Below are 16,813 nucleotides of genomic sequence, written 5' to 3' on the forward strand. Positions count from 1 at the left end.
GGAGCAAATGATAAAGATCACTGATCTGGAAAAATTTTATCGTACCGAGGAGGTGGAAACCATCGCCTTGAACAAATTGTCGATTGAGGTTAAAGAGGGCGAGTTTGTAGCCATCATGGGGCCTTCAGGCTGTGGCAAGTCGACCTTATTGAACATATTGGGCTTATTGGACGATCCTGATGGCGGAAGCTACCTGTTTAACGGCATTGAAGTAGCTGGCTTTAACGAGCGTAAACGCGCCGACCTGCGCAAGCATAACATCGGTTTTGTTTTCCAAAGCTTTAACCTTATTGACGAACTTACCGTTTTTGAAAACGTGGAGCTGCCGCTCATCTATACCGGTGTACCGGCTTCAGAGCGTGTTGGCCGAGTAGAGAAGGTTTTGGACAAAATGCAGATCATGCACCGTCGCAATCACTATCCGCAACAGTTATCGGGCGGTCAGCAACAGCGTGTGGCGGTGGCCCGGGCGGTGGTTAACAACCCTAAACTAATTTTGGCTGATGAGCCCACCGGTAACCTGGATTCAAGCAACGGTAACGAGGTTATGGAACTATTAACCGACCTGAATGAGCAAGGTACTACCATCATCATGGTAACCCACTCTGAGCACGATGCCCGCTACAGCCATCGCATTATACGGCTGCTTGACGGGCAGACCGTGATGGAGAATATTATGATATAATTATACCTATACCTCTTTTTTTACAATTAGTTAGTTAAGTGCGGCCGGACCTCTTTCCCTCTTTTTGGGGAAAGAGCATCCTGGTCGGTTTTTAAACCAAGCGACCTGCCATGATCAAAAATTATTTCAAAATAGCCTGGAGAAATTTAGTTAACAGAAAATTTTACAGCGCCATTAACATAGTTGGCCTTACCGTTGGTTTGGCGGTGGGCTTGCTAATACTGCTTTGGGTGAAAGATGAATTAAGCTATGACAGGTTCAATTCAAAAGCGGCTCAAATTTATCAAGTAAATGGCGAGGTGGGTTCGGGATCGACAAAACAGATTTGGGGTGTATCACCAGGTCCGGTTGCTGCTTATGCGCTAAAAGAAGTACCGGGTGTGCTAAATGCGGTACGTATCATAACTAATTACAACTATTCTATTTTTAACTACCAGGATAAAAACCTGAAACAAGATTATGGAAGTCTGTCGTTTGTTGACGACAGCTTCTTCAAAATATTTGACTACCACCTGCTTAAAGGCAATCTTAACAAGCCTTTCCCCGACGCTGCGTCAGTAATTATCACGGAAAGCACCGCTAAACGTTTTTTTGGTGATGCCGACCCAATTGGCAAAGTGCTAAAAGCCGACTCAAAAACACCTTTTGTGGTTTCGGGTATATTGGCTGATTTCCCTGCCAATTCGAGCATACACGCCGATATGCTGTTTTCTATCAACCTTCGCAAAAAAGAATATGCAAACAACCCCTATCACCAAATGGATAACGATTGGGGCAACTTTTATGCTAAAACTTATTTATTGGTAAGTCCTAATGCTTCCATCAGTGCCATTGAGCGTAAGTTAACGCAGATACACAGGACCAATTATGCCGGGATGAAACCTACCGAGGGCGCATTTGATTTGCAGCCCCTGGCCGACATCCATTTATATAACCCGGACGGAACCTCGGCAGGTATACAGATTGTCAAGATATTTGCCATTGTTGCCCTGTTAATCTTATTGATAGCCTGCATTAATTATGTTAACCTTTCAACGGCTCTGGCCATATTACGCTCAAAGGAGGTAAGTATACGCAAGGTTGTTGGCGCAGAGCGAAAGCATCTATTCATGCAATTTGTGATCGAAACCATTTTATGTTTTTCGATTGCGCTGCTGCTGGCGCTGGCAACCATTTATGCGGTGATGCCATTGTACAACAGCCTATCAGGCAAAAACATGCAGTTTAACCTTTTAAATGCCGATGTATGGAAGGTTATAGGTCTGACTATTACAACTACCTTGATTGCTGCTAGCGTTTATCCGGCGTTGCTGTTATCTTCATTTGAACCTATTAATGCACTGAAAGGAAAAGTGTCAGGTGCGGGCAATGCTACATTTCGCAAAGTATTGGTGGTTTGTCAGTTTGCGTTTTCGATAGGCCTTATCATAGGCACTATTGTTATTAACAAACAGCTAAACTTTATTAACCGGATGGATACCGGCTATAACAAAGAGCATATTTTTTCGGTGCAATTACGCTCCATGCAAGATCATTATGAGGCCGTTAAAGCCGAACTGTTGCAACAACCATCTATAACAGGAGTAACCTCGGGCAACGGTAGCGTAGTAACCAGCGCCGGCAGCACTACCGGCACCGACTGGGACGGCAAGGACCCTTCATTAAGCTTGTTGATTTACTCGTTTAATATGGACCAGGATTTTATGAAGGTGATGAAGCTTAAGCTAGCCAGCGGCGAAGGCTTCACCGGCTCAAAAGCCGATACCGCCAATTTTATATTAAACGAAACTGCCGTAAAGTTAGCCAGCATAAAGAATCCGGTTGGTAAAAGATTTAAGATTTATAATGTGAACGGCAAGATCATCGGCGTAGTTAAGGATTTCCATTTTGCATCAGCAAAGCAACCCATTGAGCCTTCAATTTTTTTATACCGCAAAAGCTCGTGGCAAATGCTTGTTAAAACTACCGGCAAAGATGCCCCGGCTGCCATAGCAGCAGTAGCAAAGCTCTGGAAAAAATACAACGCCGGTTTCCCTTTTGAATACCATTTCCTTGATGACGATTATAACTACCTGTACAAGTCAGAAACGCAAACTGCCAAGCTATTCAACGTTTTTGCCTGCATAGCTATTTTCATTTCGTGCCTGGGCTTGTTTGGCCTGGCTACCTATACCGCTCAGGTTAAGGTGAAAGAGATTGGGATACGCAAGGTGCTTGGCGCCAGCGTAGCCAATATCACGGCCATGCTTTCAAAAGATTTTTTGTTGCTGGTAATTCTGGCTTTTGCTATCGCATCGCCTGCTGCGTGGTATTTTATGAATAAATGGCTGATGGCCTACGCCTATCGTACCTCTTTACCGTGGTGGGTAATTGGCCTGGCAGGGTTTACCGCTGTTGTAATTGCATTCATTACCATCAGTTTTCAATCTATCAAGGCTGCACTGGCTAATCCGGTTAAAAGTTTACGAAACGAATAAAAAACTGTCATCATGATCAAAAATTATTTCAAAATAGCCTGGCGCAACATCAGCCGAAACCTGGGCTTTACCTTTTTAAATATTTTCGGGCTGACACTTGGCGTTGCGGCTTGCCTGGCGCTTTTTCTGATTGTACGCAACGAGCTGGGTTATGATAACGGTGACAAGGCCGATCGAACCTACCGTGTGACATTACATGCGTTGGATTATAATGCCAATGTATCGATGGGCCTCATCCCTACCATGCGTACCTACTTCCCGCAGTTAGAACACGCTACCAGCGTTTTTTATCAAAAGAATGTAGATATCAAAATAGGCAGCAACCTGTATGCTGAAAAAAACATGGTAATAGGCGACAGCGAACTTGATAAAGTTTTCGACTACCAGTGGCTGGCCGGCGATCATAACACTGCTTTGTCTGATCCCAATAGCGCAGTACTCACCGAAAGCCTGGCTAAAAAATATTTTCCGCATGGCAACGCCATGGGGCAGGTATTGGTATTTGGCGACAAGACCGCTAAGGTAACCGGCATTATTAAAGACCCACCGGCTAATACCAGCTTACCGTTAAGCCTTATCGTGTCGTACAATACCTTCAAGCAGCAATTTGCAGATATGGGTAAGTACTTTTGGAGCATTTCAGGCGGCGCTTACGCCTATATCGTACTGCCAAAAAACTATTCGATACACACTTTAGAAAAGCTGATTCCGGGTTATTTGAAAAATGTGTGGGGCAAAGAGGTAGATGCTACAGTTCAACTGCCTTTACAGCCGCTGCGCGATGTTCACTTCGATCAGCGCTATATCAATAACATCGTTACCCCTACTTCAAAAGACACCTATTTTGCTTTAATCGGCGTGGCGCTTCTAATCATCATTACAGCCTGTATCAATTTTATTAACCTGGCAACTGCACGTGCTATTAAACGAGCTAAAGAAGTTGGGGTACGCAAAGTACTGGGCGCGCAAAGAGAGCAATTAATCGGTCAGTTTATGAGCGAGATTACCATTATGGTGCTTATATCGGTACTATTGGGGGTAGGCATTTGCGCTTTGTTTTTATCAAATGCCAATAGCTGGATGTCAATCAATATTTCGCCCGCCGAGATATTGGAACCCCAGGTTTTAGGATGGATAGGCGCTATAACCATTGTGGTGATTTTATGCGCCGGGCTTTATCCTGCCTTTGTACAATCGGCCTTTCAACCTGTTGATTCATTTAAGAGTAATTCGAGCAGTTCCGTGCGTGGATTAACCTTGCGCAAAGGGTTAGTGGTGATGCAGTTTGCCATTTCGCAGGTGTTGATTGTAGGAACACTGATTGTTGCCACCCAAATGGATTTTTTCCGCAACCAAGACCTTGGCTTTAATAAAGACGCGGTAATATCCGTCAATGTATTCGGCAAAGACAAACAGGATGTTTTCCGACAGCAATTGGTGAATATGCCAGGGATAAAAGAGGCAAGCATTAATTCAGGGTCGCCTTCATACAACGACCAATGGGCGCCTTTCTCGGCACCTGCTTTGGGCTATCCGAAAGATAACGTTACCGAAATTAAATTCATCGACGAAAAATATATCGACATGTTCCAGCTAACCATGCTTGCCGGTCAAAAAATCGGCAAAAAAGCGCCTACTGATACGGTCCAAAAAGTGGTGGTCAATGAAACCCTGATGCACGATCTGGGAGTTCAGGACCCGCAAAAATTTATTAACCAACGTATCAATGTAAGCGGGCAGGTGGCCACGGTTATTGGCGTAGTTAAGGATTTTCAAAGCGAATCAAAACATAAAAAAAGAAGAGCCTGTGTACTGGAGTATAACCCTGACCGGTTCTTTGTGGCCAGCATCAAACTGCGGCCTGACAATATGCCCGCAACTATTGCAGCTATTAACAAAACCTGGAGCACCCTGTTTCCTGACAGACTGTTTAAGTACGAGTTTATTGATGATCATATTGCCGCTATGTACACCCAGGAGCAAAAGGTTTACACCGCATTTCAATTGTTCTCGGGCATTGCCATTTTAATAGGCTGCCTGGGCTTATACGGGCTAATTGCTTTTGCCGCATCGCAACGCACTAAAGAGGTAGGTATACGCAAGGTGCTAGGTGCACCACTGTCCAGCATAGTCGGTTTATTTACCCGCGAGTTTGTGGTATTAATTGCTATTGCTTTTTTAATTGCGGCGCCATTGGGATATTTCATGATGCATAAGTGGTTGCAAAACTTTGCTTACCACATCAGTATCGGTCCGACTATATTCCTGGTGTCTATTTCGGCATCGTTGGCTATAGCGGCACTAACCACGGCGCATCAAACCATAAAAGCTGCACTAGCCAATCCTGTTAAAAGTTTAAGAAGCGAATAAACCCTTACCCTTATGTTAAAGAATTATATCAAAATCGCCTGGCGCAATATCATCAATAAAAAGTTATACAGCGCCATTAATATTATTGGGCTCACAGTAGGTTTGGGCGTGGGTTTGCTCATTTTGCTTTGGGTGCAGGATGAAAACAGCTACGATAAGTTCAACACCAAAATTGACCGTATTTATAAGGTAAACGCCAGTATTGGTGCTGGGGCCAGTAAACAAGTTTGGGGCAGCACTCAACCTCCGGTAGCTTTTTACGCGCAGAGGCAAGTGCCCGGGGTTGAAAACGCCGTGAGGGTTATAGATGCCTGGCACTACAGCAAGTTTACCTACAAAAACAAGGGTTTAAGGGTAACGGTACCCATGAAATTTGTTGACGATTCTTTCTTTTCTGTATTCGATTATAAACTTTTAAAAGGCGACCCAAAAAAGCCATTCCCTAACGCCCAGTCAGTGATCTTGTCTGAAAGCGAAGCAAAAAAATATTTTGGCGATGCCGAACCTCTCGGTAAGGTTTTGAAAGCTAATAATAATGATCTTTTCACGGTATCGGGCGTAATGGCCGACTTGCCTGTTAACTCGTCGATACAGGCGGGTATGCTATTCTCCACCAATCTTAAAAAGCAGGAGTATAATCCTAAAGACATGTGGAAAAGCATGGACGAAGACTGGGGCGATTATTATGCGCAGACTTACCTGCTTATTAAACCCAATGTGTCAACAACAACCGTAGCCAATAAGCTAACCAGCCTACATATGGCGCTGCATAAAGGTATTAAACCTACTGATGGTGTATATCAATTACAACCGCTGTCTGATGTGCATTTGTATAACCCTAACGGTTCATCGGCAGGTGCACAGACTGTTAAAATATTTACCATTGTTGCAATATTGATCTTGCTGATTGCCTGCATCAACTATGTTAACCTATCTACGGCCCGGTCTGTGCTGCGCAGTAAGGAGGTAAGTGTGCGTAAGATTATTGGCGCCGAGCGTAAAGATCTGTTCTTTCAGTTTGTATTTGAAACCGCTTTGTGTTTCGCTATCGCGATGATCTTGGCGTTTGCACTGATCTACGCCGTTATGCCACTTTACAACCGTATTGCAGGTAAAGAGATGCATTTTGATTTGTTAAGTGCCGGTGTTTGGAAAGTAATTGGATTAACTACAATTACTACTCTTATAGCATCCAGTATTTATCCGGCGGTGCTGCTTTCGTCGTTCCAACCAATTGAGGCGCTTAGAGCCAGAAGCTCAGGCGCCAGCAATGGCGGCTTCAGGAAAGTTTTGGTAGTATCGCAGTTTGCTTTTTCTATTGGGCTTATTATTGGCACACTGGTTATTAACCGCCAGCTCAATTATATACAAACCACACAAATAGGTTACGACCGCGATCATGTTTTCAGCCTCAATATTACCGACAATATGTATAAGCACCAGGATGCTATCAAGGCTGAGTTATCAACTCACCCTGAGATACTGGGGGCTGCCGCAGGCTCTACCTTAATTAGCAGCGACGGCACTACTACTGATACCGATTGGGACGGAAAGCCTACTGATGATAGTATGATCATCAACCCTTTTTCGGTAGATAAAGACATGTTGAATGTGCTTAAGGTGCAATTTGCAGCCGGTAGTAACTTTAGCGGCACCAAAGCCGATAGCGCTCACTTTATTTTAAATGAAGCTGCTATACGTCGTACAGGCATAAAAAACCCTATTGGCAAACGCTTTCATCTGTGGCAAACTGATGGAATTATCATCGGCGTAGTGAAAGACTTCCATTTTGCCTCATTAAGACAAGCCATTGAGCCGGCCATTTTTCAATACCAGGAAAGAGGTGGCACACTGTTTATCCGCACAACCGGCAAAGATGCATCAGCTGCAGTTGGCATTGCAAAAAGAATTTATGATCGATACAACCACGGCGACCCGCCCTTTGAGTACAAATTTTTGGATGCTGATTTTAACAGTCTGTACAGAACCGAGCAAAGTACCAACGCTTTGTTCAGCATTTTTGCCTGCATAGCCATATTTATTTCGTGCCTGGGATTATTCGGCCTGGCTACCTATACGGCACAGATAAAAGTAAAAGAGATAGGCATACGCAAAGTTTTAGGAGCCAGCGTGCTAAATATCACAACTATGTTATCAAAAGAGTTCTTGCTATTGGTAGTTATATCCCTGATTATTGCTGGCCCTATAGCTTGGTACGCTATGAATAAATGGCTACAGGGATACGCTTATCAGGTTAACCTAAGCTGGACAATTATTCCGTTGGCCGGTTTTGCCGCACTGCTAATTGCACTGATTACCATTAGTTTTCAGGCTATAAAAGCGGCACTGGCAAACCCGGTTAAGAGTTTAAGAAGCGAATAATAGATATCAATATTTATGATCAAAAATTATTTCAAAATAGCCTGGCGCAATATTAGGCGTCATAAAGCCTATTCGGCAATAAACGTTGCCGGGCTGGCCATAGGCGTAGCGGCTTGCCTGCTCATATTTGTAGTAGTGCAGTTTGAGTTGAGCTATGAAAAGTTTCAACCCAATTATAAAAACATATACCGCGTTGTTTTGCAGCAGGATTTTGGAGAAGGCATTATTTATACTGAAGGCAGCGCCTACCCCATGGGCGATGCTTTGCGTGCTGACTTTCCGGATTCAAAATTTGCGGCCCTAAATACAACCTATGGTAGCCAGATCACCGTGCCATCCACTGCAGGCAATGTTAATGCCGACGATAAAAAGTTTTTAGAGAGCCTGGGGATAATGTTTATACAGCCACAGTTTTTTGAAATATTTAGCTATAAATGGCTCAATGGCGATGCATCGGTATTAGGCAAACCAAATATGGTGGTACTCAGTAAAAGTACCGCTGAAAAATACTTTGGCGACTGGCGTAGCGCTCAGGGCCGTATTTTGAAAATGGATAACCGTATTACGTTGAAAGTTGCCGGGATTATTGACGACTCGCCCGCAAACAGCGATTTTCAGTTGAAAGTACTGGTATCATTTCCAACCTTAAAATCGCATCTGCGCGAATATAATTCTGACGACTCCTGGAACATCATCAGCAGTAACCTGCAGGTATTTATGATGCCGCCGGCCAACACTTCGGTTGCCGCGCTTAATGCCCGGTTAAAAACGTTTACAACAAAGCACTATGGCGGCCGCATAACCGATAAAAAACTGCATTTCCTGCAACCACTTTCTGATTTACATTACAATACCCAATTTGGCAACAGCCTGGGCGATCACCTCACCAACAAAGCTACCATACGTACCTTGTCGTTAATTGCGGTGCTAATAATTGTGATGGCATCTATTAACTTCATTAATTTGTCGACGGCACAATCTGTAGGGCGATCAAAAGAGGTGGGTATACGCAAGGTATTAGGCAGCAGCCGGCTTGAGCTCATCAAACAGTCGCTGGGCGAAACTACGCTGATTGTTTTATTTGCAACCGTCATTGCCATTGGGCTGGCAAAGCTAACGCTGCCTTATTTAAAAAATATTGCCAGCGTACCTGATAATATCAGCTTGCTTAGCTTAAGTTCATTACTGTTTTTAGGGGCGGCAACTATAGTTATTATTTTACTGTCGGGTATTTACCCGGCATTGGTGGTATCAGGCTTTAAACCTGCGCTGGCTTTAAAGAATAAGATCAGTGCTGCCTCTGTTGGCGGCGTGCCTTTACGCCGGGTGCTGGTGGTTACGCAGTTTGCTATTTCGCAGTTATTAATCATCGGTACTATAGTGGCGGTAAGGCAAATGAATTTTGTTAACGCTGCCGACCTGGGATTTAACAAGGATGCCTTACTTATTATCCCTGGTAGTACAGATAGCGTTAGTATACAAAAAATTGAGGGTTTCAAAGCGCGGTTATTGCAAATACCAGGGGTAAAGGATGTGAGTTTTATGGCCGACCAGCCATCGTCACAAAACAACTGGACGACCAACTTTTCATTTGACGGCTCTTCGGAGGATAAAAACCTGCAAACAGCCCTCAAGTTTGCCGACGCAGCCTATTTCAAAACTTTCGGTCTGCGTTTTAAAGCGGGTGGCGGGTATGCTCAAGCCGACACCGCAAATGGTTACGTGGTAAACGAAACCTTTGCCCAAAAAGTGGGCATACGTAATTATAATGCAATGATTGGTAAAACTGTCAAGCTGGGCAGTGGCCCCTGGAAACCTATTGTAGGCGTTGTTGAAGACTTTAAAACCAATACGCTGCGCGATGCGGTAAAGCCGATTGTAATTCTTCAAAACAAAACACAAGAAGGTATGACCGGGGTTAAATTAACTACTAAAAACTTTGCCGGCACTGTTGCTTCAGTTCAAAAACAATGGCAGCGTACTTTCCCTGAATACGCCTACAATGGCTACTTTCTCGACCAAAATATAGCCGAATTTTATATGCAGGAAAATCAATTGGCGCTGGTATATAAAATATTTGCCATGATAGCCATTTTTATATCATGCCTGGGCTTATATGGACTGGTATCGTTTATGGTAATGCAGCGTACCAAAGAAGTTGGCGTACGCAAAGTTTTGGGCGCATCAACAGGCAGCATAGTCTACCTGTTTTCAAAAGAGTTTATGGCGCTTATTATTTTATCTTTTATCATTTCTTCACCGGTTGCTTATTATATGATGAACAGCTGGCTGCAAAATTTTGTATTCCGAATACCGCTATCAATGGGTGTTTTCTTTTTAGCGATAGTCTCATCAATAGCAGTTGCCTGGCTTACTGTAGGCTACAAAGCAGTAAAAGCTGCCTTGGCCACACCGGTTAAGAGTTTAAGAAGCGAATAAAATCAACCTGTCATGTTAAAGAATTATATCAAAACCGCCTGGAGAAACCTTTGGAAGAATAAGGTATTCTCGGCATTAAATATTGTCGGGCTGGCAGTGGGCATGGCTGCCTGTATCGTGATCATGCTATTTGTATTTTATGAGAAAAGCTTCGATAACTTTCATACAAAAAACATCTATCGTTTAAATGAGGTGCAAACCTTTCCGGGTATGGCAGCTCAAAAGGTGGCACTGAGCATGGCGCCTATGGGGCCTACTTTAAAACATGAGTTTCCGCAGGTGAAAAATTTTAGCCGGGTTAGATGGCGCAATAAATATGCACTTACTTTCAGACACAATAAACTGTACCTGCCGCAGGCGCTGGCTGTTGACTCAACCTTTTTACAGCTATTTGATTTTAAATTATTGAGTGGCGACCGTAAAACAGCGCTCCAAAACCCCAATAATATTTTACTGGCTCAAAGTACTGCCAAAGCATTTTTTGGCGATGAAAATCCGGTAGGTAAAGTGATAACTCATTTTGGTAATAACAAGGGCGATACTGTCAACTTCACCATTACGGGGGTTGTTCAAGACGCGCCAAAAAACTCTCAAATACAATTTGACGCGATATATTCCATGAGTAGCGACTTCAAGCTTTCAGACCTGATGGGCAATTGGGGGCGCAACTGGATGAACACCTACCTAGAACTGCAACCAGGTACAAACATCAAGCAGTTTGAAAGCAAAATGCCCGCTTACTTAACCAAATACTCGCGCCGCGACGATATTAACCAGCAATACCAACTGTTTTTTACAACGCTTAAAGAAAACCACGGCGGTACAGCTGATGTTGGGTTAGATTACCTCAACTTTCGCAAATTCGATCAAAAATCTACCAACCTGTTCGCCGTCATAGCGCTTATCGTATTAGGTATAGCCTGTATCAATTTCATGAACCTTTCAACCGCGCGTTCAGCCGAACGGGCCAAAGAAGTAGGTGTACGAAAATCAATAGGTGCCGGGCGACATGAGCTGGCTATACAATTTTTAGGCGAAACAGTTATGCTTGCGCTTATTGCAATGGCTATAAGTTTGGTGCTGGTTTGGGCATCACTACCCTATATTAACCAGTTGAGCGACCGCGAGCTAAGCCTGAACCTCTTCTATCACCCAGCACAAGCCGTTGCTATTTTCGGGTTTACAGTGGCGGTAGGTATAATCTCAGGTATCTATCCGGCCATATACCTGTCATCCTTCCAGCCGGTTAAAGTACTAAAAGGCAGTGTAGAGACAGGTAAAAACAAAGGTAGCTTCAGAAACATACTGGTGGTGGGACAATTTACCAGCGCAGTATTTTTGATGATAGCCACTGTGTTTGTTGTCAAGCAGTTGCATTTTATGCAAAAACAAGATCCGGGCTTTACGCGCGAACAAATAGTGACCGTACCGTTAAATGGCAATACAGATGATAAGTATGAATTGCTTAAGCAGCAGCTCATGTCAAATGCTTTAATTAAAGATGTTACTGCTGCGCAGGATGTATTGGGCAGCCACCTTGACCAAACGGGTGTAACCTTCAGGCCCTCAAACGGCCCTGCTAAAGATTTAGGGTTAACGCAACTGGTTGTGGATAATAACTATCTGAAGTTGTTTAATATAAAAATAGCCGAGGGCAGCGACTTCTCAACCGACAGGCCAGGCGATGGGCACGAGTATATCATAAATGAGCAATTGGCGCACGAATTATTAAAAGACATGCCAAAAAACACACTAACATCGGCTTTGATAGGGCAACACTTCGGGCACGACTCGTTAGGTGTTATCACTGGCATTGCCAAAAATTTCAACTTTAATTCGCTGCATTATAAAGTCGAGACATTGTTCATTATCAACACACGTAATTCAGGCTTTAGCCAAATGTCTGTTAAAATAAATGGCGATCATGCCAGTGAAGCGATAGCTCATATCAAATCGGTATGGGATAAGAACTTTCCTGACCGCCCCTTTGAATACCAGTTTTTGGACGACCATTTTAATGATGTTTATAAAGCCGATAACCAGGTAAGCAAGATTGTGGGCATTTTGGCCGGGTTGGCAATAATTATATCATGCCTGGGTTTGTTTGGCCTGGCCTCGTATTCGGCCGAGCAGCGGACTAAGGAGATAGGCGTACGTAAGGTTTTGGGTGCATCGGTACAAAACATTGTGCTGTTACTATCGGGGCACTTTATAAAGCTGGTATTGATTGCCAACTTGCTGGCCTGGCCGTTGGCGTGGTACGCTATGCATACCTGGCTTGAAAGTTTTGCTTACCGCATTGATATTCATGTAAGTGTATTTGTACTAACAGCAGCCTTGTCTGTTTTCATTGCTTTAATTACTATTAGCTTTCAATCGGTTAAAGCGGCTGTTGCCAACCCGGTTAAAAGCTTACGGAGCGAATAAGGCCGCTGTATCAAAACCGGACAACCGGCGTACAGTAGCGAACGACAGACAATCAACAACAATCAAAAAAACCACTGTAAAACAGCAACTTAAACAATTGGTACACTAATTTATATACTGGCATCATGTTATCACTCAAAAATATATCTAAACATTATAAAGCCGGAAGCCTTAAAACCAGCATTCTGCAAAACATTGATCTGGATGTTGACGCCGGAGAGTTTGTGTCTATTATGGGTCCATCCGGTTCGGGGAAATCAACCCTTCTTAATATTATCGGTATGCTGGATGAGCCGTCGGAAGGTTATCATTACTTCCTGAATGAGCCTGTCCATCAACTTAAAGAAAAGCAGCGGCAGGCCCTTTACAAGGCGAATATTGGTTTTGTATTTCAGGCTTATCATTTAATTGATGAGCTTACAGTTTACGAAAACATTGAAACCCCACTACTTTACCACGATATTAAAAACGCCGAGCGAAAAGCTTTGGTAGCCGATATGCTGGATCGTTTTCAGATTGTCGGAAAAAAGGATTTGTTTCCTTCACAGCTGTCAGGCGGGCAACAGCAATTGGTGGGTATAGCCCGGGCGCTTATAGTAACCCCCAAATTGCTATTGGCCGATGAACCTACGGGTAACCTTAACTCAAAACAAGGCGACGAAATTATGGAGCTGTTCAGAAAACTGAATAAAGAAGAGGGCATGACCATTATACAGGTAACTCACTCTGAGAAGAATGCAGCATACGGTACCCGCATTATTAATTTATTGGACGGCCGTATCGAGTCATCACAAAATATTTAAAGATGAATCAGTTTTTAAAACGGTTATTAATAGTTGTGGCCATGGTATTGGCTACTGACGTGGCAAACGCGCAACAGATAATGACCGACACCTTGCTTTCATTGCAACAATGCATTGATATAGGCATAAAAAATAACTTACAGATTAAACAAACTGAAGCACAAATGGAGGCCGGCAAAATTTACTGGCAGCAGGCCCGCGAAAACCTGTTGCCGGCCATTAACGGCTCGGTTAACCATAGCTGGAGCGAGGGCCGCAGTTTGAACCCGTTTACTAACGGTTATTTGAATCAGCCTATTACCTCGGCTAACTATAACTTATCGGGCAGTTTGATCTTATCAAGCGGGTTGACGCTGCAAAATAGCATTCGCCAAACCGCATTGGCTTACCAGGCCGGACAAATGGATTTTGAGCAGGCTAAAAATGATATCACACTAAACCTTATCATTGCTTATTTAGGGGTTTTAAGCAGCGAGGATCAATTATCACAAGCCCAAACGCAGGCTTTAACCACCCAAAAGCAAGAAGAGCGCACAGAGACTTTAAATAAAGACGGAGCTGTTGCTCCAGCTACACTTTATGACCTCAAGGGCCAGCTGGCTAATGACCAGATTGGCGTAATCAACGCGCAAAACTCATTAGCTGTAGCCAAATTAAATCTGCTGCAGATCATGAACGTAAATTATCGCAAAGATATCCGCTTTCAACGCCAGGCTACCGATGCTACTACCACACCTTACACACAATCAGCCGAGGATGTTTATCATACCTCATTAAATAATTTCGCGCTGATTAAAGCTGGTATTTTAAGGCGTCAAAGCGCTGAGAAAAGCCTTCAGGTGGCCCGGGGTAATTTATTGCCTACACTTTCGCTTTCGGGTGGGTTGAGTACTAGCTACTCAAGCGCCGCCCAACGCTCTGTATTTACCGACTCGACCGTAGTGGCTACCAATCAATTTATTCAGGTACCGGGCGGTGGGCGCCAGGCAGTTTACACTACGCAGCCTAATTATACTAACCAAAACATAAACTATGGCGAGCAGTTCAGAAATAATTACAGCACAGTGATTAGCCTGGGGTTGAATGTCCCTATCCTGAACTATTTCCAGAATCGTAACAAGGTGAAACTGGCTAAGATAAACTTACAAACCCAACGATATACTGAGCAAACCAATCAGGTACAGCTCAAAGTTAATGTTGATCAGGCTTATGCTAATATGACCGGGGCGTATGACCGTTATCAACTACTGCAAAAACAAGTTGATGCTTATACCGAATCATACCGCATTGCCGAAATACGCTTTGAGGCAGGCGCTATTACTTCAGTTGATTTTATTATTGTAAAGGGCAACTTAGACCGGGCAAGGGTAAATCTAATCAACGCGCGTTATGATTATCTTACCCGCACCAAAATATTAGATTACTATCAGGGTAAATTATCCCTTTAGACAAAAATGACCTTTACTTGTATACACGCAATTTTCATTACAGACTCTTTACATAATTGTCAAATTGGTCATATTGCGTGCTGTACCAATTGGTCATGTAAGCGGCTTCAACATTTAAGTCTTGCGTAATATTATCCCAAACCTGACGCTCACGAGCGAATGCATTTGTACCGTTTAATAACTTCCTGTACACTTCAATACGCGATGCAACGGCTGCTTTGCTCAATTGGTTGTCTTTTAATTGTGCCCAGCGGGCTTTGACGAGTCCATTAAAATTTGCGGCATTTAAATTCATTAATCGGGCAAACAGATTATTATTAGCCGGGCCAATTATCTGATTCGCCAACATGCCGCCGCCTGCATTTCTACCGATGGTTCCGTCCAGATCCCAAGGAGAATAAAAGAAATAACCAGCGCTGCGGATATCATAAAAACTAAAAAAAGTATTCTTATTCTCGTTATCCGGAGCATTAAGTACATTGATAAAAATAAAATAGTCGACTATATTGTTGATATCTACCCTGGATGCTATCTGGGTAGCAAAGTCGGCATCGGTTGAGTTAGCAATGAAATTCACTTCGTTATATAAATATCCCCAATCCGGCGCCGGGCTGTCGCCAAGTTCAGGATATTCTAACTCCCACCCTCCCCAGGTTGCGGCTGTATTGTCATAAGCGGATATGCCTTGAAATGCCGTTTCGCTGGTCCAGAAATCGGCCTTATACATATCTCCATATTGTTTTTTAATTTGTAATTGCTTACGGTCAAGTTTTTCCGTTAAACAATAAATACCGTGGTACTTTCCATTTAAAAACACCTCGGTCATATATCCGCGAGTGCCATTTAAAGCAGTCGGCTCCTTATCCAGGTATGGAACGTTATTAAAAGTATTCCAAAGATCGGTGCAAACGCGATTGCGCATACGGGCCTGGTCAATATACATGGCATCCAATATCCAGCTATTATCGTGACGTAAGCCTAAAAGCGAAACGTCAATATCGTTATTTGATGCGTCGACGGTATGTACTTTATAGTTCTTTTTGGGATAATCACGCGAGACACCGCCACGTATAGCAATCTGAATGTTTGAAGTAATCTCTAATTGACTATGTTCAGCCTGATAGTCCGGGTTAACCAGGTCAAACTTCGCGTTAACATCATCGTCGGCAATTTCGCTGTTACATGTCAGCGTCACAATCGGCATGCCGGTGATAACGAGGTGATAGGTGCTTGTTTCATTAAGCGCATTTACAGCTCTGATGGTCAACTCATCATTAGCAGTTATCGATGAGTTCATCACCCCGCCATTTTTGATCTGTACATTATTTATATAAACTGCAGCTGTTGCCGTAGTATCGTAATTAACAGTATAACCGGTTAAGGATGTACCCACGGCAACGGGGTAATAATAAGATACACTTAACGAATCAAAGGCGCAAGAAGCTCCGTTAATTTTGAAGTTAAGCAACTGAGCAGCGCCTTGAGGCAGTGTAGGGGTTGATTTTCCGTTTCCGTTGTTAACCGTGGTTTTTCCACTATTTTGGTTACTATCGTTCTTTTTGCACCCGGCAAATACCAACACAGTAAAAACAGATAAGTAAATTAAGTAAGATGGTTTCATAAGGTTCGGTATTTCATTTTTTGACGACAAGCTTGTATTAGTAACCTATTCATATTAGAAGCCCAACACTGCGTTTTGTTCATACACAGCATAAGTATTATAAATCAAAAGCTTTGATTCCCGTGTTAAGGTGAGCAATCTCCTATTATCAAAGATTAAAG

The 16,813-nt window shown here is 43.3% G+C and carries 9 protein-coding genes; 8 read left to right on the plus strand and 1 reads right to left on the minus strand.

Annotated features, from left to right (window positions below; all coding sequences use genetic code 11):
- The first annotated feature begins 7 nt into the window (after nt 1–7).
- The 8 genes from ACFS5N_RS08435 (at nt 8) to ACFS5N_RS08470 (ending at nt 15,031) form a co-directional block, all read left to right on the plus strand.
- On the plus strand, nt 8–685 hold the full coding sequence (locus tag ACFS5N_RS08435) for an ABC transporter ATP-binding protein (RefSeq protein WP_377184224.1): 678 nt from the start codon (nt 8–10) through the stop codon (nt 683–685).
- A 110-nt stretch (nt 686–795) separates the two neighbouring features.
- Nucleotides 796–3,162, plus strand: coding sequence for an ABC transporter permease (locus ACFS5N_RS08440; protein WP_377184226.1), 2,367 nt, complete (start codon nt 796–798; stop codon nt 3,160–3,162).
- A 12-nt stretch (nt 3,163–3,174) separates the two neighbouring features.
- On the plus strand, nt 3,175–5,532 hold the full coding sequence (locus tag ACFS5N_RS08445; RefSeq protein ID WP_377184228.1) for an ABC transporter permease: 2,358 nt from the start codon (nt 3,175–3,177) through the stop codon (nt 5,530–5,532).
- Between the two features lie 12 nt (nt 5,533–5,544).
- Nucleotides 5,545–7,914: an ABC transporter permease gene (locus tag ACFS5N_RS08450; RefSeq protein ID WP_377184230.1), complete on the plus strand. Its 2,370-nt coding sequence runs from the start codon at nt 5,545–5,547 to the stop codon at nt 7,912–7,914.
- 15 nt (nt 7,915–7,929) lie between these two features.
- A complete protein-coding gene (locus ACFS5N_RS08455; protein WP_377184232.1) occupies nt 7,930–10,353 on the plus strand; it encodes an ABC transporter permease in 2,424 nt (807 codons plus the stop codon).
- A 12-nt stretch (nt 10,354–10,365) separates the two neighbouring features.
- Entirely contained in the window at nt 10,366–12,780 is a 2,415-nt protein-coding gene (locus ACFS5N_RS08460; protein ID WP_377184234.1) for an ABC transporter permease, read from the plus strand.
- Between the two features lie 125 nt (nt 12,781–12,905).
- Nucleotides 12,906–13,583, plus strand: coding sequence for an ABC transporter ATP-binding protein (locus tag ACFS5N_RS08465; RefSeq protein WP_377184236.1), 678 nt, complete (start codon nt 12,906–12,908; stop codon nt 13,581–13,583).
- A gap of 2 nt (nt 13,584–13,585) precedes the next feature.
- Nucleotides 13,586–15,031, plus strand: a complete 1,446-nt coding sequence (locus tag ACFS5N_RS08470; protein ID WP_377184238.1) for a TolC family protein — start codon at nt 13,586–13,588, stop codon at nt 15,029–15,031.
- 37 nt (nt 15,032–15,068) lie between these two features.
- Here ACFS5N_RS08470 and ACFS5N_RS08475 read toward each other — a convergent pair whose 3' ends face one another.
- A complete protein-coding gene (locus ACFS5N_RS08475) occupies nt 15,069–16,652 on the minus strand; it encodes a CotH kinase family protein (protein WP_377184240.1) in 1,584 nt (527 codons plus the stop codon).
- Between the last annotated feature and the right edge of the window lie 161 nt (nt 16,653–16,813).

This window comes from Mucilaginibacter ximonensis (genome assembly GCF_042686265.1).
Taxonomy (GTDB): domain Bacteria; phylum Bacteroidota; class Bacteroidia; order Sphingobacteriales; family Sphingobacteriaceae; genus Mucilaginibacter; species Mucilaginibacter ximonensis.

Bases quoted from the DNA above. Each gene is read 5' to 3' on its own strand.
- ACFS5N_RS08450 (WP_377184230.1), top strand. From the start codon at position 5,545: ATGTTAAAGAATTATATCAAAATCGCCTGGCGCAATATCATCAATAAA.
- ACFS5N_RS08465 (WP_377184236.1), top strand. From the start codon at position 12,906: ATGTTATCACTCAAAAATATATCTAAACATTATAAAGCCGGAAGCCTT.
- ACFS5N_RS08470 (WP_377184238.1), top strand. From the start codon at position 13,586: ATGAATCAGTTTTTAAAACGGTTATTAATAGTTGTGGCCATGGTATTG.
- ACFS5N_RS08445 (WP_377184228.1), top strand. From the start codon at position 3,175: ATGATCAAAAATTATTTCAAAATAGCCTGGCGCAACATCAGCCGAAAC.
- ACFS5N_RS08440 (WP_377184226.1), top strand. From the start codon at position 796: ATGATCAAAAATTATTTCAAAATAGCCTGGAGAAATTTAGTTAACAGA.
- ACFS5N_RS08455 (WP_377184232.1), top strand. From the start codon at position 7,930: ATGATCAAAAATTATTTCAAAATAGCCTGGCGCAATATTAGGCGTCAT.
- ACFS5N_RS08460 (WP_377184234.1), top strand. From the start codon at position 10,366: ATGTTAAAGAATTATATCAAAACCGCCTGGAGAAACCTTTGGAAGAAT.
- ACFS5N_RS08435 (WP_377184224.1), top strand. From the start codon at position 8: ATGATAAAGATCACTGATCTGGAAAAATTTTATCGTACCGAGGAGGTG.
- ACFS5N_RS08475 (WP_377184240.1), bottom strand. From the start codon at position 16,652: ATGAAACCATCTTACTTAATTTACTTATCTGTTTTTACTGTGTTGGTA.